Origin of the sequence: Tabrizicola sp. M-4 (assembly GCF_051132405.1) — a bacterium.
GTDB lineage: Bacteria > Pseudomonadota > Alphaproteobacteria > Rhodobacterales > Rhodobacteraceae > Paragemmobacter.
In genome coordinates this window covers 3141597-3166153 of sequence record NZ_CP128606.1, presented here as the reverse complement: position 1 = coordinate 3166153, position 24557 = coordinate 3141597, and the positions used below count along the sequence as shown (strand labels likewise).

The 24557-nt window shown below is 66.7% G+C and carries 23 protein-coding genes and 1 pseudogene; 14 read left to right on the top strand and 10 right to left on the bottom strand.

Annotation, left to right across the window (positions count from 1 at the left end; all coding sequences use genetic code 11):
- Positions 1–78 precede the first annotated feature (78 nt).
- The gene (locus tag TabM4_RS15480) at positions 79–588 is read left to right on the top strand and encodes a PepSY domain-containing protein (RefSeq protein WP_434614268.1); all 510 of its coding nucleotides are present in this window, start codon (positions 79–81) and stop codon (positions 586–588) included.
- Between the two features lie 75 nt (positions 589–663).
- Here the strand turns inward: TabM4_RS15480 and TabM4_RS15475 are convergent, their stop codons facing one another.
- Complete coding sequence (locus tag TabM4_RS15475) at positions 664–1713, bottom strand: LacI family DNA-binding transcriptional regulator (RefSeq protein ID WP_434614266.1); 1050 nt, start codon at positions 1711–1713, stop codon at positions 664–666.
- Between the two features lie 222 nt (positions 1714–1935).
- On the opposite strand from TabM4_RS15475, the gene TabM4_RS15470 reads away from it, so the two are divergent.
- The 8 genes from TabM4_RS15470 (at position 1936) to TabM4_RS15435 (ending at position 10085) form a co-directional block, all read left to right on the top strand.
- Positions 1936–2931, top strand: a complete 996-nt coding sequence (locus TabM4_RS15470; protein WP_434614263.1) for a substrate-binding domain-containing protein — start codon at positions 1936–1938, stop codon at positions 2929–2931.
- 93 nt (positions 2932–3024) lie between these two features.
- The gene (locus TabM4_RS15465) at positions 3025–4521 is read left to right on the top strand and encodes a sugar ABC transporter ATP-binding protein (protein WP_434614261.1); all 1497 of its coding nucleotides are present in this window, start codon (positions 3025–3027) and stop codon (positions 4519–4521) included.
- Positions 4514–5506: an ABC transporter permease gene (locus TabM4_RS15460; protein ID WP_434614258.1), complete on the top strand. Its 993-nt coding sequence runs from the start codon at positions 4514–4516 to the stop codon at positions 5504–5506. Before TabM4_RS15465 ends, TabM4_RS15460 begins: the two co-directional genes overlap by 8 nt.
- Positions 5506–6489: an ABC transporter permease gene (locus TabM4_RS15455; protein WP_434614255.1), complete on the top strand. Its 984-nt coding sequence runs from the start codon at positions 5506–5508 to the stop codon at positions 6487–6489. The genes TabM4_RS15460 and TabM4_RS15455 overlap by 1 nt, the downstream gene beginning before the upstream one ends.
- A gap of 1 nt (position 6490) precedes the next feature.
- Positions 6491–7339, top strand: coding sequence for a sugar phosphate isomerase/epimerase family protein (locus TabM4_RS15450; RefSeq protein ID WP_434614252.1), 849 nt, complete (start codon positions 6491–6493; stop codon positions 7337–7339).
- Positions 7340–7347: 8 nt separating this feature from the next.
- The gene (locus TabM4_RS15445) at positions 7348–7989 is read left to right on the top strand and encodes a nucleoside/nucleotide kinase family protein (RefSeq protein WP_434614249.1); all 642 of its coding nucleotides are present in this window, start codon (positions 7348–7350) and stop codon (positions 7987–7989) included.
- A gap of 3 nt (positions 7990–7992) precedes the next feature.
- Entirely contained in the window at positions 7993–9399 is a 1407-nt protein-coding gene (locus tag TabM4_RS15440) for an FGGY family carbohydrate kinase (RefSeq protein WP_434614246.1), read from the top strand.
- Positions 9396–10085 (top strand): class II aldolase/adducin family protein, encoded by a 690-nt coding sequence (locus tag TabM4_RS15435; protein WP_434614243.1) that lies wholly within the window; start codon positions 9396–9398, stop codon positions 10083–10085. Before TabM4_RS15440 ends, TabM4_RS15435 begins: the two co-directional genes overlap by 4 nt.
- A gap of 15 nt (positions 10086–10100) precedes the next feature.
- Here the strand turns inward: TabM4_RS15435 and TabM4_RS15430 are convergent, their stop codons facing one another.
- Positions 10101–10757: a hypothetical protein gene (locus TabM4_RS15430; RefSeq protein ID WP_434614240.1), complete on the bottom strand. Its 657-nt coding sequence runs from the start codon at positions 10755–10757 to the stop codon at positions 10101–10103.
- Between the two features lie 282 nt (positions 10758–11039).
- Between TabM4_RS15430 and TabM4_RS15425 the strand changes: the two are divergent.
- Together TabM4_RS15425 and ilvD are read left to right on the top strand one after the other, a co-directional pair.
- A pseudogene (locus tag TabM4_RS15425) lies at positions 11040–12178 on the top strand (fumarylacetoacetate hydrolase family protein).
- Positions 12179–12246: 68 nt separating this feature from the next.
- Positions 12247–14088 (top strand): dihydroxy-acid dehydratase, encoded by a 1842-nt coding sequence (gene ilvD, locus TabM4_RS15420; protein WP_434614237.1) that lies wholly within the window; start codon positions 12247–12249, stop codon positions 14086–14088.
- 127 nt (positions 14089–14215) lie between these two features.
- Here the strand turns inward: ilvD and TabM4_RS15415 are convergent, their stop codons facing one another.
- The 3 genes from TabM4_RS15415 to TabM4_RS15405 form a co-directional block, all read right to left on the bottom strand.
- Entirely contained in the window at positions 14216–15208 is a 993-nt protein-coding gene (locus TabM4_RS15415; RefSeq protein WP_434614234.1) for an aldo/keto reductase, read from the bottom strand.
- A 154-nt stretch (positions 15209–15362) separates the two neighbouring features.
- A complete protein-coding gene (gene metG, locus TabM4_RS15410) occupies positions 15363–17081 on the bottom strand; it encodes a methionine--tRNA ligase (RefSeq protein WP_434614231.1) in 1719 nt (572 codons plus the stop codon).
- A gap of 94 nt (positions 17082–17175) precedes the next feature.
- Positions 17176–18081 (bottom strand): fatty acid desaturase, encoded by a 906-nt coding sequence (locus TabM4_RS15405; RefSeq protein ID WP_434614228.1) that lies wholly within the window; start codon positions 18079–18081, stop codon positions 17176–17178.
- A gap of 119 nt (positions 18082–18200) precedes the next feature.
- Here TabM4_RS15405 and TabM4_RS15400 point away from each other — a divergent pair, with 119 nt between their 5' ends.
- Entirely contained in the window at positions 18201–19049 is an 849-nt protein-coding gene (locus TabM4_RS15400) for a helix-turn-helix domain-containing protein (protein WP_434614225.1), read from the top strand.
- A gap of 191 nt (positions 19050–19240) precedes the next feature.
- On the opposite strand, the gene TabM4_RS15395 is transcribed toward TabM4_RS15400, so the two are convergent.
- The 3 genes from TabM4_RS15395 to TabM4_RS15385 all read right to left on the bottom strand — a co-directional run bounded on the left by TabM4_RS15395 (position 19241) and on the right by TabM4_RS15385 (position 21478).
- Entirely contained in the window at positions 19241–19756 is a 516-nt protein-coding gene (locus TabM4_RS15395) for a lipocalin family protein (protein ID WP_434614222.1), read from the bottom strand.
- On the bottom strand, positions 19744–20280 hold the full coding sequence (locus TabM4_RS15390) for a hypothetical protein (protein WP_434614219.1): 537 nt from the start codon (positions 20278–20280) through the stop codon (positions 19744–19746). Before TabM4_RS15390 ends, TabM4_RS15395 begins: the two co-directional genes overlap by 13 nt.
- Before the next feature lie 154 nt (positions 20281–20434).
- Positions 20435–21478, bottom strand: a complete 1044-nt coding sequence (locus TabM4_RS15385; protein WP_434614216.1) for an aldo/keto reductase — start codon at positions 21476–21478, stop codon at positions 20435–20437.
- A 114-nt stretch (positions 21479–21592) separates the two neighbouring features.
- Here TabM4_RS15385 and TabM4_RS15380 point away from each other — a divergent pair, with 114 nt between their 5' ends.
- Positions 21593–22240, top strand: a complete 648-nt coding sequence (locus TabM4_RS15380) for an ImuA family protein (protein ID WP_434614213.1) — start codon at positions 21593–21595, stop codon at positions 22238–22240.
- A gap of 464 nt (positions 22241–22704) precedes the next feature.
- Here the strand turns inward: TabM4_RS15380 and TabM4_RS15375 are convergent, their stop codons facing one another.
- Positions 22705–23328, bottom strand: coding sequence for an NUDIX hydrolase (locus TabM4_RS15375; RefSeq protein ID WP_434614210.1), 624 nt, complete (start codon positions 23326–23328; stop codon positions 22705–22707).
- Positions 23325–23738: a DUF983 domain-containing protein gene (locus TabM4_RS15370; protein WP_434614208.1), complete on the bottom strand. Its 414-nt coding sequence runs from the start codon at positions 23736–23738 to the stop codon at positions 23325–23327. Before TabM4_RS15370 ends, TabM4_RS15375 begins: the two co-directional genes overlap by 4 nt.
- 191 nt (positions 23739–23929) lie before the next feature.
- On the opposite strand from TabM4_RS15370, the gene TabM4_RS15365 reads away from it, so the two are divergent.
- Positions 23930–24511 (top strand): EF-hand domain-containing protein, encoded by a 582-nt coding sequence (locus TabM4_RS15365; RefSeq protein WP_434614206.1) that lies wholly within the window; start codon positions 23930–23932, stop codon positions 24509–24511.
- The last annotated feature ends 46 nt before the right edge of the window (positions 24512–24557 follow it).

Sequence of the window (24557 nt, the reverse complement as noted above, 5' to 3'; positions counted from 1 at the left end):
AGGAGGGCGTCAGACGACTCATGCCAAAGCTGCGTCATCCCGAAGCATCGGGCAACCAAGAACCGAAAGGAATGACCAATGAACGCGAAGAAACTTGTCCGGATCGGCGATCTGTCCCTTGCCCTTGCCATGGCGGCGGCTGTCGTCGGGGCGCTTTCTATCATGTCCATGGACAGCATGGCCTTTGCCAAGAATGGCAGCGACGATGGTGCCAGCAGCAGCGATGATAATGGCGGTGATCGCGGCGGGCGCGGCAGCGACGACCGTGGCAGCGACGACCGTGGCGGTGATCGTGGCGGGCGCAGCAGCGACGACTCGTATGACGACAACAGCAGCGACGACCATGGCCGGCGTCACGGCGGCCATGGCGCGGATGACGGGATCATCACGGGGGGTGGCACTGCCGTCGGCCCCGATCTGGCGGCGGTGGTGTCCGATTTCACGGGGCGCGGCTTCCGCGTGCTGGAGATCAAGCGCGAACATGGCGCCGTCGTTGAGGTCGAGGTGATCGATCCGAAGGGTGTTCATCTGGAAATGTACTACGACGCCGCGACCAAGACGGTGCTGAGCCAGCATCTGGAAGATTGATAATTTGGGGGCAGGGCATTCCGGCAGGATGTGCAGCAACTGTCGGGCAGAGGGGGTGGGCGCAGGCCTGCCCCCTTATCCATGTTCGCCGAAGGGTCCGGCGTGGATCGTGCGCGGGGGAATCAGGGCCGGTTCCACTTCGCGCAGCGCGATGCCGGGGGAGGGTTCGTCGATCAGGCGATAGGCCTCTTCGATCAGGCGGTGACTGTCCTGCCGCACCATGTGGACAGGGAATTGCAGGTAGGCTGCAAAGGGATCGTAGTCGTAGCAGCCGATCACCGTGGCGTCGAAACTGCCGGGCGGCAGGTTGACGAAATGGCCGAGCACGCCCTCGAAGGCCGTAAGCGAATTCACGAAGAGGCCGGCGGGCAGAGCGCCCAACCTGTCGCAGAGCGCGGCCACCTCCTGCATGGCGCGGCGGGGGGGGTAGCCGCAAGCGATGATCTGGTCGGGCAGGGGGGACAGTCCGGCCTCGGTCAGGACGTCGCGGAAACCTTCGATCCGGCGCGAGGTGGCGTGATCGCCCGCGACGCCGCCAATGAAATAGAGCCGGTCCCGCCGCGGATCGTTGCGGCGCGGCAGGTCCTCCAGAAGTTTGGCGGTCAGCATCCTTGCGCCAAGGTAGTTGTCGGAAATCACCGAGGGCGCACCGGGGCCAGGAAGATCGACGAAGACATGGCGCATGTTGGCCGCGACGCAGAGTTCCGTTATGGCGGCGGGGTCGGTGGCACCCGCAACGAAGATGTATTCCACCGCATAGGAGATCAGCGTCTGCACGATGCGGCGCTCTTCCTCTGGGTCGCGCATGGACGAGGCGATGACGGGTACCATCCCGCGGTCGCGGGCGAAGGCCTCGAAGCTTTGCGACATGGAACTGAAATAGCGGTTGTCGTGGACGGGAATGATCATGCCCACCATGCCTGATCGCGCCTGACGCAACCCGCGCGCCTGCATGTTGGTGGAATAGCCTTGTTCTTCCGCGATGCGGCGGATGAGGTCCACCTTCGTCTTGCTGATCCGGCGTTCCTTCCATGATCCCGACAAGGCGGCGCTGACGGTCGAAGGGGAGGCCTCGGCCAGTTTCGCGATGTCGAAGATGGTCGCCTTGCGGCTTGGTGTCGTCATGCAGAAATCCGCCCTTCGGGCCGGCCTTCAAGAATGTGGTTGACGACTCTAGCGGTTTGCAGGCTTCATGTGCAACAACGATTGTGCAAGCCCGGAGCGCGGGGCAATCGCGCCAAGATCAACCGAAACTGCGGATCATGAGGAGGATTCGCTGATTTCGGGAAAGTTGCGCAATCGTTTGTGCGGACTCGGCGTCTAAAGGCGCCACATGGGAGGAAGAACATGAAGAGACGTAGCTTCGCCGCCTTGATGGCGGGTGTTGCCTTTGCTGCCTCGCTGTCGGGCGCTGCCTTTGCGCAGGACAAGCCGACGATGGGCGTGGTGGTGAAGATCGGCGGGATTCCGTGGTTCAACGCGATGGAGACCGGGATCACTGAGAAGGGCGCCGAACTGGGCGTTGATGCGACGATGATCGGGCCGACCAGCGCGGACCCCGCATTGCAGGTGCGCGCCATTGAGGACCTGATCGCCAAGGGCGTGGATGTGATCGGCGTGGTCCCGAATGACGAGGCCGCGCTGGAGCCGGTGCTGGAGAAGGCGCGGGCGGCGGGGATCAAGGTCGTAAGCCACGAGGGGCCGGGGATCAACAACGTCGACTGGAACTTCGAGATGGCCTCGGCCCAAGGGTTCGGCGAGACGCATGCCGAGTTGCTGGCGCAGAAGATGGGCGGCAAGGGCGAATATGGCGTTTTCGTCGGATCGCTGACCGTGCCGCTGCACAATGCCTGGGCCGATGCTGCCATTGCCTATCTGGCCGAGAAATATCCGGACATGAAGCCGGTGGGCGAACGCTATGGCGTGGCCGAGAACGTGGATGACAGCCGCAAGACGGCGCTGGACCTGATGGCGGCGAACCCGAACCTCGGCGGCTTCCTTGCCTTCGGTTCGCAAGGCCCCATCGGCGCGGGCCGCGCCATCGAGGAGCAGCGCAAGACCGGGTCGGTCCATGTGATCGGGCCGTTCTCGCCGGGGCAGGGGCGTGATCTGGTGAAGTCGGGCGCGATTTCGGGCGGGTTCATGTGGAACCCGGCAGAGGCGGGCCGCGTCTTCGTGACCATCGGCAAGATGCTGGTGGACGGGACCGAGATCGCGGAAGGCACCGACATTCCGGGTCTGGGCGTCGTGTCGCCGGATGCCGCGAACAAGGACATCATCACCAACAACCTGATCGCCATCAACGCGGAAACCGTTGACGGTCTGGCCGACCTCGGCCTCTGATCCACAGGTGATGCCGGTCCGGGGCGGCCCGCTCCCGCCGTCCCGGACCCCTTTTCCCGTGCGTCTCGCACGGGCTCTCAGGATATGCGTGACGTGACCGACCTTCCCCCCGCCATACGGTTTTCCCATGTGTCCAAGGTCTTTGGCGGCGTGAAAGCGTTGCAGGACGTGGGCTTCGAGGTTGGGCAGGGCGAGGTGCATTGCCTTGCCGGAGAGAATGGCTGCGGCAAGTCCACGCTGATCAAGATCATCACCGGGGTCTACCAGCCCGAGGCGGGCGCCGAGATGGAGCTGTTCGGGGAACGGCTGTCGGCCATCACGCCCAACGTGGCGCGGCAGATGGGGATCGCGGTGATCTGGCAGGATCTGGCGCTGTTCCCCGAGATGACGGTGGCCGAGAATATCGCTTTCGAGACAATGTTGGGCAACCGCCCCCGTTTCGTGGATTACCGCGCGCTGCGGGCGCGGGCCGAGGCGGCGCTGGCGCGGCTGGAGGTTTCGCTGGACCTCGACGCGCGGCTTGGCACCTTGCCCATCGCGCAGCGGCAGGTGGTGGCGATCGCGCGGGCCTTGGTCAGCGATGCGCGGCTGATCTTCATGGATGAACCGACGGCCTCGCTGACGCAGGCGGAGACGGATGCGCTGCTGGCCGTGGTGCGGACGCTTTCGGCGCGGGGAGTGGCGGTCGTGTTTGTCAGTCACCGTCTGGCCGAGGTGCTGGAGATCGCCTCCCGCGTGACGGTCGTCCGGGACGGGCGGCTGGTCGGGGTCTATCCGACCGAAGGGATGACGCAAGGCCGCCTGACGGAGTTGATGACGGGCAAGACCTTCGACCATCAGGTGATGGCGCGGGATAGTTCGGCCGATCCGGTGGTGCTGGAAGTTACGGGCCTTTCGCGGCGGGGCGAGTTCCGCGACGTGTCCTTCGCCTTGCGGCGGGGTGAGGTGCTGGGGCTGACCGGGCTTATCGGCGCGGGGCGGACGGAATTGGCGCATGTGCTGTTCGGGATGGCGGCACCCGATGCGGGGCGGATCGTGCTGGAGGGGCGCGAGGTGCGTTTCGGGTCCAACCGCGATGCGGTGGCGGCGGGGGTGGCCTATGTCTCCGAGGACCGTCTGGCGCTGGGGCTGATCCAGCCGCAGAGCATCTCGGACAATGCGGTGCTGTCGGTGCTGCGGCGGATCACGGGGGCGTCGGGCCTGATGTCGCCCAAGCGGCAGGATGATCTGGTGGCACATTGGGTGCGCGAGCTGGCGGTCAAGATCGGCAAGCCGGGAGATGCGGTGTCGACCCTGTCGGGCGGGAACCAGCAGCGGGTCGTCTTGGCCAAGTGGCTGGCGACGGAGCCGAAGGTGCTGATCCTCGACTGTCCGACGGTGGGCGTGGATGTGGGCGCGCGGGCGGGGATTTTCCGCATCGTGCGGGAATTGGCGGCGAAGGGTCTGGCGATTTTGCTGATTTCGGACGAGGTGTCGGAGGTGCATGTGAACGCGGACCGTGTGCTGCACATGGCAGGCGGGCGGATCGTGGGGGAATATGACCCGAGCGACACGACGCTCGATGCGTTGGAGGCGGCGGTCTATGCGTGAGTTCCTGCGCGCCTATCCGGCAGAGGCGAAGCTGCTGGTCGTGCTGGCGCTGCTTTGCGCCCTTCTGTCCCTCGCCGCGCCGCAGTTCCTGACCTTGGTGAACCTGACATCGCTGCTGAACAACAATGCGGTGAACCTTATCTGGGCGGTGGGCCTGCTGGTCGTGCTGATCGCGGGGGGGATCGACATATCCTTCGCGGTGGGGGCGTCTGTGGTGCAATACCTTGCCGTCATGGCGTTGATGGGGATGGGGGGCGGCGGCTGGGCGGTTGGGATAGCGCTGGCCATGGCCCTTGGCATCGGGCTGGGGCTGATCAACGCGGCGCTGATCCACGGGTTCAGGATCATCTCGATCGTCGTAACGATTTCGACCTTCAACGCCTTCTTCGGGCTGTTGATGTTCTTCACCAGCGGGAAAAGCATCTACAGCCTGCCCGACTGGCTGTCGCGGCCCATCTACCTGTGGGAATTGCAGACCGAGATCGGCTGGGCCGACATACGCCTGCCCGTGGTGGTGATGGGGATCTGCCTGTTCGCCACGTGGTTCCTGATCCGGCGGACGACGACGGGGCGGCAGCTTTACGCATTCGGCGACAATCCCGAAGGCGCGCGGCGGGCGGGGATCAACATCTGGCTGATGCAGGCGATAGCATTCGGCTGGTGCGGGATGATGGCGGGCATCGCGGGGCTGATGCAGGCGCATATCACCAAGGAGGTGGTGCCCAATGCCTTGATCGGGCGGGAGCTTGACGTGCTGGCCGCCGTGGTTCTGGGCGGCGCGCGGCTTGGCGGCGGGCGCGGGTCGGTCTTGGGCTGCGTCTTGGGCGTCGCGCTGGTGGCGGTGGCGCAGAACGGGCTGAACCTGCTGGGCGTTTCGCCTTACGCCTTCAAGATGGTGGTGGGCATTATCATTCTGGCGGCCATCTCCACCTCGAACATCGACCTTGCCGCGATGCTGGCGCCCAAGCGGAGGGACCGGGAGTGATGGAGCGCATAAAGCAGGCCTTCGGGCCGGAGGTGCCGGGGCTGCTGGGCTTCCTTGCGCTGGTCGTGGTGGTTTTTGGCCTGACCGCGCCAAATTTTCTGACGGCGGCGAACCTCGGCTCCATTGCTTATCAGCTTCCTGAGTTGGGAATACTTACGCTGGCGATGCTGATCCCCATCATTTCGGGCGGGTTCAATCTGGCGATCATCTACACGGCGAACATGGCCGGGCTGACACTGGCCTTCGTGCTGATGCAGTTCGGGGGCGTGGATGCCGGGGTGGGGGCGTTCTTGCTGGGGACAGTTCTGGCGCTGCTGGTGGGCGCGGCTTCGGGTGCGGCGATGGGGGCGGTGATCGCCTATATCGGGGCGCATCCGATCCTTGTTTCACTGGCCATGATGATCTTCCTGCGGGGGTTGGGCGAGTTCCTGACGAAGGGCGGGGATATATCCGGCTTTCCGCAATATCTGGCGGTGCTGGGGCATGGGTCGCTGCTGGGGGTTCCCGTGCCGCTGATCCTGTTCGGGCTTTGCGCGCTAGCCTGGCATATCCTGCTGACCCGCACGCGGCATGGCTTCGCCTCGCGGATGATCGGGTCGAACCTGAAGGCCACGACCTATTCGGGCGTGCATACCAAGCGGACGCTGGTGCTGATCTACACTCTGTCGGGCGTGATGTGTGCCATCGCGGGCATCCTGATGCTGTCGCGCTTCAACTCGGTCCGTGTGGGGCATGGCGAGGCGCTGCTCTTGGTCACGGTGCTGGCCTGTTTCCTTGGCGGGGTGGACCCGTTCGGGGGCTTCGGCCGCGTGGTGCCTGTGGTGATCGCACTGGTGGTGCTGCAGGTGCTGTCGTCGGGGCTGAACCTCTTGGGCGCGAACCAGCATCTGGCGACAGCGGTCTGGGGCCTGTTTCTGGTCGGCGTGATGATCCTGCGCTGGGGCGCGGGGCGATGGAAAGAACGAAAACGAGGGAGAGTGTAAAATGGAAGGTTTCGGCGTTCACACATCCATGTGGACCATGCATTGGGATCGCGCGGGGGCAGAGAAGACCATTCCCGCCGCCGCCGCCTACAAGATGGATTTCATCGAAATTGCGCTGCTGAACACGTCCATCGTGGATGCGGCGCATACGCGGGCGCTTCTGGAGAAGCATTCGATGCGCGCGGTCTGTTCTCTGGGCTTGCCGGAGAAGAACTGGGCGTCGGTCAACCCCGACGGTGCCGTCGAGCAGCTTTGCGACAGCATCGACAAGGCGGCGGAGATGGGGGCCGAGGCATTGTCCGGTGTCACCTATGGCGGGATCGGGCAGCGGACGGGCGTGCCGCCGACCATGGCGGAATATGACAACATCGCGCGGGCGCTGGCGGCGGCGGCGAAGCATGCGAAGAAGAAGGGGATCGCCTTCGGCATCGAACCCGTGAACCGCTACGAGAACCACCTGATCAACACCGGATGGCAGGCCAAGTGGATGATCGAGAAGGTGGGGGCGGACAACATCTTCATCCATCTCGATACCTATCACATGAACATCGAGGAGAAGGGCGCCGGGAACGGCATCCTCGATGCGCGGGAGCATCTGCGGTATATCCACCTGTCGGAGAGCGACCGGGGCACTCCCGGCGAGGGGACCTGCGACTGGGACGAGGTTTACGCGACGCTGGCGGCCATCGGCTTCAAGGGCGGGCTGGCGATGGAAAGCTTCATCAACATGCCGCCCGAAGTGGGTTACGGGCTGGCGGTCTGGCGGCCCGTGGCGGAAAACTTTCAGGAGGTGATGGACAAGGGCCTGCCCTTCCTGCGCAATAAGGCCAAGCAGTACAAACTGATCTGAGGGGCGACGTGACGGCACCATCCATCGACATCGCGGGTCTGGCAGAGCTTCTGGCGGACCGCGCCAAGGGCGGGGGGCGCGTGATCGCGGCCCTTGCCGGGGCGCCGGGGTCCGGCAAGTCCACCGTGGCGGAGCGTTTGTGCGACGCGCTGAACGCGCGTCAGGCGGGCATGGCGGCGGTGCTGCCGATGGATGGCTATCACTACGACGACTTGTATCTGGTGCCTGCGGGGCTGCGGCCAAGGAAGGGCGCGCCGGAGACTTTCGACGTGGGCGGGCTCTACCATACGCTGAAGCGGCTCCGGGCGCGGGATGAGGATTTCGTGGCCGTGCCCGTCTTCGACCGCGATATCGAGATCGCGCGGGCCGGGGCGCGGATGATCCCCGCCGATGTGCCGGTGATCGTGGCCGAGGGGAACTATCTGCTGCTGGGGCAGGAGCCTTGGTCGCGGCTGCGCCCCCTGTTCGACGTGGCGGTGCTGGTCGATGTGCCGGAACCCGTGCTGCGGGAACGGCTGACGGCGCGGTGGCGTCACTACGACCTGACGCTGGACGAGATCGCGTGGAAGCTGGACGGGAACGACCTGCCCAACGGGCGCTTCGTCATGGCCGAAAGCCGGGGCGAGGATTTCCGGCTGCCGAACGGATAGGGCATGGCAGGCGCGGGCAGCATCGCGGTTCTGGACGTCGGCAAGTCCAACGTGAAGCTCTCGGCCTGCGATATCGACGGGCATGTGGTGGAGACCTTGTCGGTCCCGAACCCCGTGCTGCCGGGGCCGCCGTGGCGGCATCACGATCTGAAGGCCTTGAACGCTTGGGTGCTGGCGGGCTTGGCCGCGCTGGGGTCGCGGCATCCCTTGGCGCATTTCGTGGCGTCGGGGCACGGGTCGGGCGGGGTGCTGGTGGGGGAGGACCCGGATGCTGGAGGCGACGGGGCGGTCCTGCCCATGGTGGATTACGAGCAGCCTTTGCCCGACGGGATGGCAGAGCGCTATGCGCCGCTGGCGGGGGATTTCCTCGACCGGGGGTCGGCAGTGATGATGGCCGCGACCCATACCGCGCGACAGATGTTCTGGGCGGAGGAGGCTTGCCCTGCGGAATTCGCGCGGGCGCGGTGGTGTCTGGGGATACCGCAGTATTGGGCGTGGCGGCTGACGGGCGTGGCGGTGAGCGAGGCGACGATCCTTGGCGCGCAGTCGCATTTGTGGAACGTAGCGCGGGGGCGGTGGTCGCCCATCGTCGCGGCGCGGGGCTGGGGGCGGTTGATGCCGCCCTTCGCGCTTGCGTCCGATGATCTGGGCGAGGTGCGCGATGCGCTGGTGGCGCGGGGCGTGCCGAGGATGCGGGTCCATGCGGGGGTGCATGACTCCAGCGCCAATTTCCACCGCTACCGCGCGGCGGGGATGGAGGGGCTATGCGTTCTCTCGACCGGGACATGGATCGTCGGGCTGGCGGATCGGATGGACCTGTCGCGGCTGGACGAGGCGCGGGGGATGACTTGCAACGCCGATGTGGCGGGGGCACCCGTGGGCGGGGCGCTGACGATGGGCGGGCGGGAATATGCCGCCGTCGCGGGGGATCAGGCAGAGGGGGGGCGGGTGGATCCTGCCGCCTTGGCGCGCCTGGTCGCGCGGGGGACGATGGCGCTGCCGTCCTTTGGCACGAATGACGGGCAGTTTCCGGGCACTGCGGGCAAGGGGCGGATCGTTGGCCCGCCGCCGGAAGGGGCTGCGGAGCGGCATGCGCTGGCGGTGCTTTACGTCGCGCTTCTGACGTTGGAATGCGGGAACAGGCTGGACCCGGAAAGACCGTGGGTTCTGGACGGGTCCTTCCTGCGCGATCCGGCCTTTGCGGCGCTGGTCGCGGCGCTGCGTCCGGGGCGCGAGACGCGGGTGAATGCCGAAGGCTATGGCATCGCGGCGGGGGCGGCGGCGCTCTGCCATCCTGACCGCGCGATGCCCGCGCCGGACCTGACCGAACCGCTGCCCCTGCCAGGGCTGCCGGACCTGACCGAATATGCCGCGCGCTGGCGCGGGCTTGCCAAGGAAGCAATGGGATGACGGACGAGAGAGCGCTGCGCGAGAAGATGGTCGCGACCTGCCGGAAGATGAACGAGACGGGGATCAATCAGGGGACGGCGGGGAACCTTTCGGTCCGCTTCGGGGACGGGTTCCTGATCACGCCCTCCTCGCTGCCCTATGACACAATGGTGCCGGAAGACCTTGTGATGATGTGGTGGGATGGCAGCTACGAAGGGCGCAGGCCGTCGTCGGAGTGGCGGTTCCACCGCGATATCCTTAAGGCGCGGACGGATGTGAACGTTGTGCTGCATTGCCACTCCCTGTTCGCCACTTCCGTCGCCTGCCACCACCGCACCATCCCTGCCTTCCATTACATGGTGGGCGTGATGGGCGGCACCACGCTGCGCTGCGCCCGCTATGCCACCTTCGGCACGCAGGCCCTGTCCGATGCCGCGCTGGAGGCGCTGGAGGATCGCATGGCCTGCCTGCTGGGACAGCATGGGCAGATCAGTCTGGGCACGACGCTGGAGGGCGCGCTGTGGATGGCGGTGGAGGTGGAGACGCTGGCGCGCATGTATCAGCAGGCGCTGGTGCTGGGCGAGCCGCCCGTCCTGTCGGATGAGGAGATGGAGCGGGTGATCGCGCAGATGAAGCGCATGTCCTATGGCATGGGGCCAGAGGAGGAGGGGTCGAACGACGTGGCCCGTCCACGCCACTCGTCCTGACAGAGCGGTTCCAGTCTAGGGAAACTGCTGCCACATCGACATTTGGCCCACCGGCGTGGCGCTGGTGCCGATGGCACCATCCGACCTGTTGCGCAAGGAATACCAAGCCGAGACGTTCCGGATGGAGGCGGTGAAAAGCAGTCTTTCCTGCACGCGTGACAGGGCCCGCGGTTTGCCGAAGGTGTCGCCGAAGACCCAGACCCGATCCCCCGCATCGCGGTAGAAGGCCACCATGTGCAATTCATCCGCGCTGGCTTTCGGGCTGTCTGTGATCAGCAGGCCAAGCCGGTCGGCAGGGATGCCCGCACAGACCGCCAGATGCGCGGCGGTGATTGCCATGTCCTCGCAGTCGCCGTCGACCCGCTTTCCCGCAAGGACGTCGCCAGTCAGCAAGGCCCAGCGGTCACCCCCGGAATCGGCGCGAAAGATCAAGCGCTTGCGCAGGAGGTCGTCGATGCGTCGGATGGAGTCGAACCCGTCACCCCGTGGCCAGCCGCTTGCGGCATAGACCTCGCGGTAGTCGCGGCACCCGGCGAGGTCTGGGTGGCGCTGCATCAGTCCGCGCGCCTGCGGCACCGAAATGGCCGGACCGGAGGTAGGGGGCATGGACTCGAACCCGCTTGCGGGGAGGGCCATGAGGATCGAAGTCGCTGTCAGAATCGCGCGGAACATGCCTTCGCCCATTTCGCAGGGCGATCCCTGCGGTGAGGATTGTGATAGGTCTCACTGGACAACAACGGTTGCGAGGGGCTGGCTTTTACCCGTGGACAATCCAGACCGTTGAAATTCGCTAGGCCATGCAACTGCAGGTGATTACTAAACTCTCAATATGGCAGTAATTGGGCGCTGCCTTCGCGGCCGTGTTCGCAGGGCGTGAAATCGGTTTCACCCTTCTTGCCCTTCCCCCTCGGCTTTGCAATCTTGCGCCAGACCGGGGAGGAGGGAGTAAGGGGAATGCTGGACCTGCCGGAGTCGGGGGTATTCGTCGGGCGAGCCTGGCGGCGGGGTGTCGGGCCTGCGCTGGTGACCGTCCGGGATGGCGCTTTGGTGGATATCACGACTGCTGCCGCCCCCACGATGCGCGACCTGTTGGAGCGCGAGGATCTCATCGCGCATGTGCATGGCTGTGCCGGAGAGGTGATCGGCGATCTTGCCGAGGTCGCCGCTGCCTCGATCGAGGCGCGGGGGGGCACGACGCGGCTTTTGGCGCCGGTCGATCTGCAGGCGATCAAGGCCTGTGGCGTGACCTTTGCGCGGTCCATGCTGGAGCGGGTCATCGAAGAACGGGCGGGTGGCGATCCCGCACGGGCCGAGGACATTCGTGCCCGGGTGGCCGGGGTGATCGGGGACAGCCTGCGCAACCTTGTGCCGGGATCGGAAAAGGCGGCGGAGGTCAAGGCCCTGCTGCAGGCCGAGGGGCTGTGGTCTCAGTATCTTGAGGTAGGGATCGGCCCGGATGCCGAGGTCTTCACCAAGGCCCCACCGATGGCAGCGGTGGGCTGGGGTGCAGGCGTTGGCCTGCATCCGGTGAGCAAATGGAACAACCCGGAGCCGGAGGTGGTGCTGGCGGTGGCCTCGACGGGGCGGATCGTCGGCGCGACGCTGGGCAACGACGTGAACCTGCGGGATGTGGAGGGGCGGTCGGCGCTGCTTCTGGGCAAGGCCAAGGACAACAACGCCTCGGCCGCCATCGGGCCGTTCATACGGTTGTTCGACGAAGGCTTCACGCTGAACGATGTGCGCCGGATGGAGTTGACGCTGCAGGTCACGGGCGAGGATGGGTTCGTATTGGAGGGGCGCTCTTCCATGCCGAGATCAGCCGCGATCCGGCGGATCTGGTGGCGCAGACAAGGGGGGCGCATCATCAGTATCCTGACGGATTCGTGCTGTACTGCGGGACGATGTTCGCCCCGGTACAGGACCGGGACGCGCCGGGGCAGGGCTTCACCCATCACATGGGTGATGTGGTGACGATCCATGCGCCCGCGCTGGGCACCCTGCGCAATACGGTACGTCTGGCGACGGAACTGCCGGAATGGACCTTTGGCGCGGGGGCCTTGATGCGGAATCTTGCGGCGCGCGGCCTGTTGTGACGGGGCGGTGACTTGACCCTTGCGGCAGGCGATGCCATGCCGCGTAGGCACGTCCGGAGGAGGAAACCATGCCCGTCTATCGTTCCCGCACCACCACTCATGGCCGCAACATGGCCGGCGCCCGTGGCCTGTGGCGCGCGACCGGCATGAAGGACGGCGATTTCGGCAAGCCGATCATCGCCATCGTCAACAGCTTCACCCAGTTCGTCCCGGGGCACGTCCACTTGAAGGACCTCGGCCAGATGGTTGCGCGCGAGGTCGAGGCGGCGGGTGGCGTCGCCAAGGAATTCAACACCATCGCGGTCGATGACGGCATCGCGATGGGGCATGACGGGATGCTTTACTCGCTGCCGTCGCGCGAGATCATCGCGGACTCGGTCGAGTACATGGTCAACGCCCATTGCGCCGATGCGATGGTCTGCATCTCGAACTGCGACAAGATCACGCCCGGCATGCTGATGGCGGCGATGCGGCTGAACATTCCGGCGGTCTTCGTCTCCGGCGGGCCGATGGAGGCGGGCAAGGCCATCGTGAAGGGCCGCGAGCTGGCGCTGGACCTTGTGGATGCGATGGTCGTCGCGGCGGATGAGAGCTACACGGACGAAGAGGTCGAGGCGATCGAGAAGGAAGCCTGCCCGACCTGCGGCTCCTGCTCCGGCATGTTCACGGCGAATTCGATGAACTGCCTGACCGAGGCGCTGGGCCTTTCGTTGCCGGGGAACGGGTCGACGCTTGCCACCCATGCCGACCGCAAGCGCCTGTTTGTCGAGGCGGGGCATCTGATCGTCGATCTGGCGAAGCGTTACTACGACCAGAACGACGACAGCATCCTGCCGCGCAACGTGGCGAACAAGAAGGCGTTTGAAAACGCGATGGCGCTGGATATCGCGATGGGCGGGTCCACCAACACCATCCTGCACATCCTTGCGGCAGCGCATGAGGGCGGGATCGACTTCGATCAGGACGACATCGACGCCCTGTCGCGCAAGGTGCCGTGCCTGTGCAAGGTGGCCCCCGCCAAGCAGGACGTCCATATGGAGGATGTCCACCGCGCGGGCGGGATCATGGCGATCCTTGGCCAGTTGGACAATGCGGGCCTCCTGCACCGCGACTGCGTGACGGTGCATTCGCCCACGATGGGTGCGGCGCTGGATCATTGGGACATCAGCCGGACGAACCACGAAAGCGTGCGGCATTTCTTCAAGGCAGCACCGGGGAATGTGCGGTCGGCAACGGCCTTCTCGCAGGACAAGCGCTATGCGGAACTGGACCTCGACCGCGAGAAGGGCGTGATCCGGTCGGCGGAACATGCCTTCACCAAGGAGGGCGGTCTGGCCGTGCTGAAGGGTAATATCGCGCTGGACGGCTGCATCGTGAAGACGGCGGGGGTGGATGAGTCGATCTTCGTCTTCTCCGGCCCGGCGAAGGTCTATGAATCGCAGAACGACGCCGTGGCTGGCATCCTGAACAACGAGGTGAAGGCGGGCGACGTGGTGGTGATCCGCTACGAAGGGCCGAAGGGCGGGCCGGGGATGCAGGAGATGCTCTATCCCACCAGCTATCTGAAATCGAAAGGTCTGGGGAAGGTCTGCGCGCTGCTAACCGACGGGCGTTTCTCGGGCGGGACGTCGGGGCTCTCGATCGGCCATGCCTCGCCGGAGGCGGCGTCGGGTGGTGCGATCGGGCTGGTGCGGGATGGCGACATGATCGACATCGACATCCCCAGCCGCACGATCAACCTGCGGATTTCGGACGCGGAGCTTGCCGAACGCCGCGCCGCGCAGGACAAGCTGGGCTGGAAGCCCGCCAAGCCTCGCCCGCGCAAGGTGACGACCGCGCTGAAGGCCTATGCGCTGTTCGCGTCCTCGGCCGACAAGGGCGCGGTGCGGGTGCTGCCTGAGGGCGCGTGAACCTTGGTTCGAAAGTGAAAGAGGAAGGGCGCCCGTTGCGGCACCCTTGTTCATTTTCTGTCCGAGAATATCCTTAGGGGGTGAGGCGCACCACGCCGAAGCGGGGCGAGGCCCCCCGCGACGGGGATCACCAGCGTTGGTGGACATGCGGCGCGATGAGGCGGGTGTAAACCTCGCGGCAGGCATCCATCGTGGCGGCGGGCAGGGGGGCGAGCGTATCGGCCCCGGCATTCGCGATGCTTTGCGCAGGCGTGCGGGCGCCGGGGATTACCACGGTCGCGGCCTCTTCCATCAGGATCCAGCGCAGGGCGAATTGCGCCATCGTGGCCCCTTGGGGGACGAGGGGGCGGAGTTCCTCGACCGCTTGCAGCGCCACGTCATAGGGGACGCCGGAGAAGGTTTCGCCCACGTCGAAGGCCTCGCCATGGCGATTGAAGTTGCGGTGGTCGTCGGCGGCGAAGGTACTGGCGGCGGTCATCTTGCCCGTGAGCATGCCTGAGGCGAGGGGGACGCGGATGATGGTGGCGACGTTCCGGGCCTTCGCCTCGCGGAAGAAGAGCGAGGCGGGGCGCTGGCGGAAGAGGTTGTAGATGATCTGGACCGAGGCGCAGCCGGGATATTCGATGGCCTTCAGCGCCTCTTCGACCTTTTCGACGGAGACGCCCCATTGGGCGATTTTTCCTTTGGTTTTCAGGTTCTCTAGCCCGTCGAAGAGGGCGGGGGTGTAGTAGACCTCCGTCGGCGGGCAGTGGAGTTGCACGAGGTCGAGGCAATCGACGCCCAAGTTCGTCAGGCTGCGGTCGATGAAGGCTTCGATGTTTTCAATGGTATAGCCGGAGGCGATGTGGGGCGAGAGGCGGCGGCCGGCCTTGGTCGCGACGAAGGGCTTCGCCCCGCCGCGCGATTTCAGCACGTCGCGGATGATGCGTTCCGAGCGGCCGTCGCCATAGACATCCGCCGTGTCGATGAAGGTCATGCCGGCGTCGAGGGCGGCTTCCAGCGTCGCCTTCGCTTCGGCCTCGGACACGTCGCCCCAGCTGCCGCCGATGGCCCATGCCCCGAAGCCGATGCGGGTGGTGGTCTTGCCGGTCTTGCCGAATTGGGTGGTCGAGAGGGTCATGTCACGCTCCATTGCCGAATAGCGCGGTCCGTTCCGGCCCGCATTCCTTTCCTGTCGCCTCCGCTGCCGCGTCGGCTCCGCAGGGGGGCGTTCCGCCCCCGGCACCGTTCCGGTGCCTCCCCCTGAGGGTATTTGGGCCGAGACGAAGCCGGGATCAGGTGCGGATGCCCGAGAATTTCTGCTGCCAGTCCGCGCGTTCCTCGTCCGTGATCTTGCGGAAGAGGTTTTCGGGGACGGTGAAGTGGTGGCCTGCGGGCAGGGCCCGGAGGGCGGCGGGGACGTCTTCGGGCCATGTCCAGTCGTCCGATCCCATCGCCTGCATCATGGTGGCGGCGGCGTCGGGGATGAAGGGTTGGGACAGGATCGCGTAGACGCGGATGAGGTTGAGGGAGAGGCGGACGATCGCCTCGGCCCGTGCGGGGTCGGTCTTGACGGCGGACCATGGGGCGGCGGCTTGCAGGTATTCGTTGCCGATCACCCAGATCGCGCGCAGTTCGGCGGCGGCCTTGCGCACCTCCATCTGGGCCATCAGCGCCTCGTAGTCGCGGATGCGGGCGCCGAGGTCGGCGATCAGTGCGGTTTCGTCAGGGGTGAAGGCGCCGCCTTCGGGGATGGTTTCGCCGAGTTTGGACTTTGCGAATTTGGTGACGCGGGAGACGAAGTTGCCGAGGACATCGGCGAGGTCCTTGTTCACCGAGGCTTGGAAATTCTCCCAGGTGAATTCGCTGTCGGAGTTTTCGGGGGCATGGGAGAGGAGCCACCAGCGCCAGTAGTCGGCGGGCAGGATGGAGAGCGCCTGATCCATGAAGACGCCGCGCCCTTGGGAGGTGGAGAACTGGCCGCCGTCATAGTTGAGGTAATTGAAGGACTTGAGGTAGTCGACGAGTTTCCACGGCTCGCCGGAGCCGAGGATGGTGGCGGGGAAGGAGAGGGTGTGGAAGGGGACGTTGTCCTTGCCCATGAACTGGTAATAGGTGACGTCCTGCGCGCCCTTGTCGGTGCGCCACCAGCGTTCCCATGCCGCATCGTCCAGACCGTTCGCGTCGGCCCATTCGGCGGTGCCCGCGATGTATTCGATGGGGGCGTCGAACCAGACGTAGAAGACCTTGCCTTCCATGCCCGGCCAGTCTTCGCTGCCCTTCTTGACCGGGATGCCCCAGTAGAGGTCGCGGGTGATGCCGCGATCCTGCAGCCCGTCGCCGTCGTTCAGCCATTTCTTGGCGATGGAGGTGGTCAGGATCGGCCAGTCGGTTTTCGAGTCGATCCACGCCTCCAGCTTGTCCCGCAGGGCGCGCTGTTTGAGGTAGAGGTGTTTGGTTTCCCGCACTTCCAGATTGGTGGAGCCGGAGATGGAGGAGCGCGGATTGATCAGGTCGGTCGGGTCGAGCTGTTTCGTGCAGTTCTCGCACTGGTCGCCGCGCGCGGAGTCGTAGCCGCAATTGGGGCAGGTGCCGGTGATGTAGCGGTCGGGCAGGAAGCGGTTGTCGTCGATGGAAAAGACCTGCTTTTCAGAGACTTCCGCGATCAGGCCGTTTTCGGCCAGACGCCCCGCGAAATGCTGGGTCAGGCGGTGGTTGCGTTGCGAGGAGGAGCGTCCGAAATGGTCGAAGGACAGGCGGAAGCCCTTGGCGAGGTCGGCCTGCACCTTGTGCATCTCGGCGCAATATTCCTCCACCGGCTTGCCGGCCTTGGCGGCGGCGAGTTCGGCGGGGGTGCCATGTTCGTCGGTGGCGCAGATGAACATCACCTCATGCCCGCGGGCGCGCATGTAGCGGGCGAAGAGGTCGGCGGGCAGCTGGGAGCCGACGAGGTTGCCCAAGTGCTTGATCCCGTTGATGTAAGGGATGGCGGAGGTGATCAGAATCCGTGCCATGTCGCGCGCCTTTCGTCCCGATGCGGGCGTTGTTTAACGCGGGGGGAGGGCGAGGGCCAGAGGCTTGCCGCGCGGGGGGAAGATTCCGGTGCGCCTATGGTTGGTCCGGCCCCGGCATGAGGGGGTGGGGCACGGGGTCCTTGGCGCGGAAGAGATGGGCGCGGAAGATGTCGAGGTAGGAGCGGTAGACGTACCCTTCGTTACGACGCTGGTAATGTTCGCGGTTGGCTGCATAGAGCGCGGGCAGGCGATACCACGGCACGGCGGGGTGCATGTGGTGGACGACATGCAGGTTGTTGTTCAGGAAAAGAAGGGCGAGGGGGCCGCGATCCTCGATGATCACGGTGCGGGCGCGGGCGGCCTCGTGCGCGCGGTGTTCGAGGAAGGTGCGGATCTTGAGCAGGGCATGGCCGATGAAGGCCGCAAGGAGATAGGCCCACCATGACATGGCCGCAGCCCAGAGCCAGAGGATCACCAGAGCAAGCCCGCCCAGATGCAGTGCCCAGTCGCGGCGCAGGCCCGGATCGTTGCGGCGGATCGCCTTCGCCTCGGTCACCAGCCAGAGGATGTTGCCGAGGATGGGCCCCAGCGTGATGCGGCCGAAGAGCGTATTGTTGAAGCGGAACAGGGCCTTGTGGATGCGGGGCAGGCGCGCCCAGACCGCCGGATCGAGGTAGTTCGATTCCGGGTCGTCATAGGGATCGGTCAGGATCGGATCATGGTGATGGGCAAGGTGGGTGTCGCGGAAACGGCCATAGGGAACGGTCAGGTTCAGCGCAGGGAAGGCCAGCGCCTCGTTCAGCAGGCGGGAGCGGAAGGGGTGGCCGTGCAGGATCTCGTGCTGCAGCGAGGAAAACTGCGCGATGGCGAGACCCGTCAGCAGGATGCCGAGCAAGGGGAACAGGGCAAAGGCGGCGGTGGTGCCGATCGCCCAGACGGCATAGGTGGCGAGGAGGAGGAGGAGCGTGGGCCATTCGATGGCAGGTGCGGCGTTGCGCAAGATGGGTTTTCCCTTTGCCTGACGAGGGAAGGAATAGCACTTGCGCTGCGGGGCCTGAATTCGGAGGATGCGCAACATAAAGTCAATTATGGTGACTATTGTCACCATCGGGGGCGAAAATGGACAAGCGCGATCGGTCGGCGCTGTTTCGGGCGCGGCTGGCGGAGGCGATGGCCGACAAGGGCATGAGCCGGGCGGCGTTGGCGCGGGCGGCGGGGGTGGACCGGTCCACCCTGTCGCAGCTTTTGGCGACGGGCACGCGGCTCCCCAATGCCCAGCTTGCGGCGGATTGCGCGCAGGCGCTGGGCATTTCGGCGGACTGGCTTTTGGGCCTGACGGGGCGGCCCGAACCCATCGCCGATCTATTGGCCACAAGCCTTACCGTGACGGAAGCGCCCCGCGCGCTGATCGACGAGACGATCTTCGGCTGGCACCGGGAGGCGGCGGGATACAAGATCCGTCATGTTCCGGCGACGCTGCCCGACATGCTCAAGACCCGCGCGATGGTGGAATGGGAGTATCGCCCGCAACTGGGGCGGACGGCGGAACAGGCGCTGGGGGCATTCGCGGACCGGCTGCACTGGATGCGACAGGCGCGGTCGGATTACGAAATTGCCCTGCCTTTGCATGAGCTTGCGGGCTTTGCCGAGGGGACGGGATACTACGAGGGCCTGCCCGCCGCGATCCGGGCGGAGCAGATGGACAGGTTCATCCTGCTGACCGAGCAGCTTTACCCTTCGCTGCGGCTGTATCTGTTCGATGCGCGGCGGGTGTTTTCGGCCCCGGTCACGATCTTTGGCCCGCTGCTGGCGGTGGTCTATCTGGGGCGGCATTACCTTGCCTTCCGCGACAGCGCGCGGGTGGAGTCGATCAGCCAGCATTTCGACTGGCTGGTAAAGGAGGCGGCCTTTAGCGCGCGGGATGTGCCCGCCCATCTGCGGGCGCTGCGGGATCGCATTCCCGCCTGATGAAGAGGCACCCTGCAGAGGTCGTTAACCCCGGCCTCGGGGGGTGGTGGCGGCAGGTTTCCGGCGTGCCACAGGCCGTGCCGTATTCTGTGCCGCAGGTTGTGCATACGCGGCGGGCTGTGCCGCAACGGAGCGTTAAGGTTAACGCGCGCCGGCGGAAGGGCGGGATCAGGGGAGGCGGAAGGGCGGGATCAGGGAAACTGCACGAAACGGTTCAGGTCATAGCCGTTCCAGGCGAGGACGTCGCGCGCGCCCTTGAGGCGATCCCAGGGGATCGGGCCGCCACGGTTGAGGACGAGGCCGAAGCTGCCATCCGGCGTGCCGATGACGAGGGTGCGCAGGTCGGCATCGGCCCAGAGCAGCCACCATTCGCGGTCGAGCGGTGCGGGGGCCTTGACCGGGGTCAGCCGTCCGGGGCCGGTGATGCGGAGGGGGGTGCGGAGCGAGAGGTCCTGCCCGTTCACGCAGAGCCGGGCGGACAGGGTCAGGCCGCCGGGGCCGGGGGTGATCTGGGCCGCGCCGGGCGCGCAGGCGGGGCGGCCCGCGGCGGCGAAGGTGGCCGTCTGCGGCCATGTGCCGTTCAGGGTGGAGAGGTCGAGGACGGCGTTGGAATAGATCGGCCCGTCGCGGCGGAAGCCGTCGCGCTGCACGGTGGCGGGGGCGCAGGCGGCAAGGAGGAACAGGAGGGCGGCGGTCAGTCGAGGCACAGGGTCACCTCCGCGCCGTTGTCCATGAGGACGGCGTTGCAGCCGAACATGGGGGTGAAGGGCGCGCAGGTGCGGGAGCGGGCGAGGCATTCGCCCTGACAGTCGGTCTTGCTGTCACAGCGTCTGCCGGAATCGCGGGTCTTGCGGATGCAGGCCATGGCATCGCCATTGCCGGTGCGGGACCAGACGCCGCCATCATCCTCGCAGGCGATCTGCGAGGGGCTTTTGGGGATGGGGGTGGCCAGCGGTTCGGGGAGGGGGGTGGGGTCGGCGGTCGCCTCGGCTGCGGTTGCGGGCGGTTCCGCGGGTTCGGCGGTTGCGGTCGGGCTGGGGCTGGCAGAGGTGGCGGAAGGCGCAGCGGAAGGGGTGGGGGCCGGGGCGTCCAGCGTGGTGGTGGTGATCGCCTCGCCCATCAAGTCGGCGGGGGCCGCGGTTGCGGGCGCGCGGTCGCGGCCCGGCAGGGAAAGCTGGCAGGCGGCCAGCAGGGGGAGGGCGAGGGCAAGGGTCAGAAGGGCGCGGCGCATCGGTCTTCCTGCGGGGGCTGGGGACAGATGGGCAGAAGCGGGGCCGCGATGCAAGCCCGTGCGGCGGCCTTGTGATCACGAAGCGCGGAAGGTCGGGGCCGAGAGAAGCGGCTTGGTCTTCGTCTCGGCCCAAATACCCAAAAGGCGCGGGCGGTCAGTAGGGCTGCGGATGGTCGCGATGGGCGAGGGCGATGTCGTCCAGCACCTCGTCGGAGAGGGTCAGGCTGGCGGCATCGAGGGCGGTCTTGAGCTGTTCCAGCGTGGTCGCGCCGAAGATCGGGATGCAGGGGAAGGGGCGCTGGCGGCAGAAGGCCAGCGCCATCTGCGCGGGGTCGAGGCCGTGGCGGGCGGCGATGCCCAGATAGGCGGCGACGGCGGGGAAGACGCGGGGGGTGATGCGGCCGCCCAGTTGCGGGTTGAGGCTGCGGCGCGATCCGTCGGGGATGACGTCGCCTGCGTATTTCCCGGTGAGGAGGCCCGTGGCGAGGGGGGAGAAGGCCAGCAGGGGCAGGTTTTCGGCCACGGAAAGCTCGGCCCAGTCGCTGTCGAACTGGCGGCAGAGGAGGGAATATTCGTTCTGCACCGAGGCCATCCGGGGCAGGCCGTGGATCTCGGCCAGATGGAGCCAGCGGGCGGTGCCCCAGACGCTGTCGTTCGACAGGGCGATGTGGCGGATCTTGCCGGCGCGGATCAGGTCATCGGCGGTGCGCAGGATGTCGAGCATGTGGTCGGTGACCTCTGCCCGGTCGAGGGGGTGGGGGTCGTAGTCCCAGATCTGGCGGAAGTGATAGCTGCCGCGATTGGGCCAGTGCATCTGGTAGAGGTCGATGACATCGGTCTGCAGGCGTTTGAGCGAGGCATCGACCGCCGCGCGCATCGTGGCGCCGGTGATGGGGGCGCCGTCGCGGACGGCCTTCTGCCCTTCGCCGGTGATCTTTGTGGCGATGACCAGCCGATCGCGCCCTTTGCGGGAGGCGAGCCATGTGCCGATGATCTCTTCGGTGCGGCCCACGGTTTCGGCGGTGATGGGGTTCACGGGATACATTTCCGCCGTGTCCCAGAAAGTGCAGCCGTGACCCAGCGCCATGTCCATCTGGGCGTGGCCCTCGGCCTCGGTATTCTGGGTGCCCCAGGTCATGGTGCCGAGGCAGAGTTCCGAGACCATCAGGTCGGTCGCGCCGAGGCGGATCTGTTTCATGGCGGGGTCCTTTCAGCCTGTCCGTTCCGGGGGGAGCGTAGCGGTGTGGGTGGCGGGGGCAAGGGGCTGTAGGATGGATTGAGAACGAAAAGTGAACATGCTAGGTTTGTCGGCATGAGTCCGTCGATCCTTTCCCTTCCCGGCCCGCGTGATCGCGGGATGGTGCCGATGCCCGGCGGGGCGGGGCTGGGCATTGGGCTTGCGCGGGGGCGGGTGCATGAGTTCCGGGGGCCGTCGCGCGTGGCGCTGGCGGTGCAGGTGATGGGGGAATGCGCGGGACCTGTCCTGTGGATCACGCCGGGCTGGCAGGCGGAGCGGCTCTATCCCGCCGGGGTGGCGGACCATGCCGATCCGGGGCGGCTGATCTGTGCAAGGGCGCGGCGGCCGGAGGATATCCTTTGGGCGATGGAGGAGGGGCTGCGGTCCGGCGCGGTGCCTCTGGTGGTGGCCGAGATGCCCGCCGCGCCCGCGCTGACGCCGGTGCGCCGGTTGCAACTGGCGGCCGAGGCTGGGACGGAGGCGGCGCATCACGCGGGGCGGGGTGTGGCGCCGCTGGGGCTGATGCTGACGGGGGGGGAGGAGGTGGCGGCGGGGGCGGAAAGCCGCTGGCGGATGGCGCCCCTGCCTTCGGGATCGACGCTTCTGGAGGAGTGGGGTCCGGTCTGGCGGCTGGAGCGGGAGCGGGCGCGGGGGGCCGCGCCTGCGGCATGGCGGCTGCGGCGCGAGGGGCGCGGGGCGCAGTTGGAGGGGGTGGCGGGGTGAACCCCGCCCTGCCGGGGAGGGCGGTGAGGGGGAAAGCGAAATCTGGCGCAGATTTCGCGTCGATTTCTGCACGCAGAAATCGGGGGGGGGCGTGGTGAGAGGGGTATGAAGCGTGGTGGCGGGGTGAACCCCGCCCTACAGGGGAGGCTGGTGGGGGGGACGGCGAAATCTGGCGCAGATTTCGCGGCGATTTCTGCACGCAGAAATCGGGGGGGCGTGGTGTGAGGGGTATCAAGCATGGTGGCGGGGTGAACCCCGCCCTACAGGGGAGGCTGGTGAGGGGGAAAGCGAAATCTGGCGCAGATTTCGCGGCGATTTCTGAACGCAGAAATCGGGGTCACGCGTGGTGCCGGGGTGCGGGGCAAAGTTGGCGGGGGGACCCCGCCCTGTGGTGCGACGCCGGGGGACCGGAATTTGCGTCAAATTCCGCCCCGGTTTTTGCGTCAAAAACCGGCTGGGGCAGGTCAGGCCAGACGGCGGAAAGTCGGGACGGGGCCGGAATTGTCGAAGAAGGGCACGCCCTCGTCGGGATGGCCTGCGGCCAGCGCGGTGATCTCGGCCAGCACCACCTCGGTGATGAAGGGCAGGTCGAGGGCGCGGGCCTCGCCCGTGTCGATCCAGTGGAGATGCGAAAGTTCGTCCGAGGCGGCGGAGAAATCCTCGGGGTCGCCGGCGATGCGGTCGGCCTCGATCAGGAAGAAGCGCGCGTCGAAGCGGCGGGAGCGGCCGGGGGGCGTGATGGCGCGGAAGATGAAGCGCAGCGCGGGGGTGGGGGCGGGAGCGAGGGTGAGGCCCGTCTCCTCCTGCAACTCGCGCAGGGCGGCGATGGCGAGGGCGGCGGGGGAGGGGGCGGGGTCGGGCAGGTGCAGGCCCAGACGCGCGATGCAGGGATCGGCGAGCAGGCCGGGGGCGAGGGGGCGGTTATCGCCCGCATCGACGCCGCCACCGGGGAAGACGTATTTCGAGGGCATGAAAGCCGCGCCCGCGCCGCGCTGGCCCATCAGGACCTGCGGTCCTTGCCGGGTGCGGCGCAGAAGGACGGTCGTCGCGGCGGGGCGGATCGCCTCGGCCGCCGCCTGATCCGTCACGCCCTGCCTCCGAAACCGTGCATCCGTTTCGCCCATTGCACCGCCACCAATGCCCCCTTCAGCCGGGGCAGAAGGTAGAGCGAAAGCGCCACCGTGCCCACCGAAAAGACGGAGGCCAGCACCAGCGGATCGGGGCGGTATCGGGTGAAGGCCCAGAGGATGATCGGGGCCATGAGGTGGCCGACGATCAGGATCGTGAGATAGGCCGGGCCGTCATCGGCGCGCTGGTGATGCAGCGCCTCGCCGCAGACGGGGCAGATTTCGCGGACCTTGAGATAGCCGCGCAGCATCGGGCCGGAGCCGCAGCAGGGGCAGCGGCGGCGCCAGCCGCGCAGCATGGCCTGACGGAGCGGACGGTCTTCGAGGAGATCTTCGCGCAATTCTTCCTGCGGGATCTGTCCTTCGGGCATCGGGGTCGTCCTGTGGCAGCGGAGAGGGTCGAGAGGGCGATGCCTAGCGCGGCATTGTGCAGCGCGCGAGGGGACAGATCGCCACATCGGGATGTATGGGCGGATTTTTGGCACCTCTGCCGACGGAATGGGCAAGCGGCGGCGTTAGACGTTCAGAAGGGCGGCAGAGGGATGCATTGCCCGAGCAGGAGATGACGACGATGACGAAGATGCGCAGTGCTTTCGTGATGCTGGCCTTGGCTGCGGTGACCGGTGCCTCGCTGTCCACCGCCGCGCTGGCGGACCGGATGGGTGACGGGCCGATGGGCATGGGCGGCGGGATGGGCGGGCCGGGCTTTGGCCTTGGCGGGCTGGATTTCGCCACGATGGATGCCGACAAGGACGGCAAGATCACGCAGGCCGAGATCGACGCCTTCCGCGCGGCGGAAGTGACGGCGATGGATGCCGACAAGGACGGCAAGCTTTCGGCGGCGGAACTGTCGGCCATGCAGATGAAGCGCATGACGGCGGCGGCGGATGACATGGCCGCGCGCATGATCGAGCGGCTGGATGCGGATGGCGACGGGCTGTTGACGGCGGCGGAGATGGCCACGCGTCCGGCACCGGACCGGATGTTCGGCATGGCCGATGCCGATGGTGACGGCGCGCTGACACAGGAGGAGATCGACGCCGCGCGGGCGCAGATGGCCGAGATGCGTCAGGGCCGGGGCAGCGATGGCCGGGGCCATGGCGAAGGGCGCGGGCATGGCCGGGGCTGGTTCTTCAACGAGTGATGCGGCCGACCGCGCGCCCCGGTGGCGGGGCGCGCGGGACATTTGC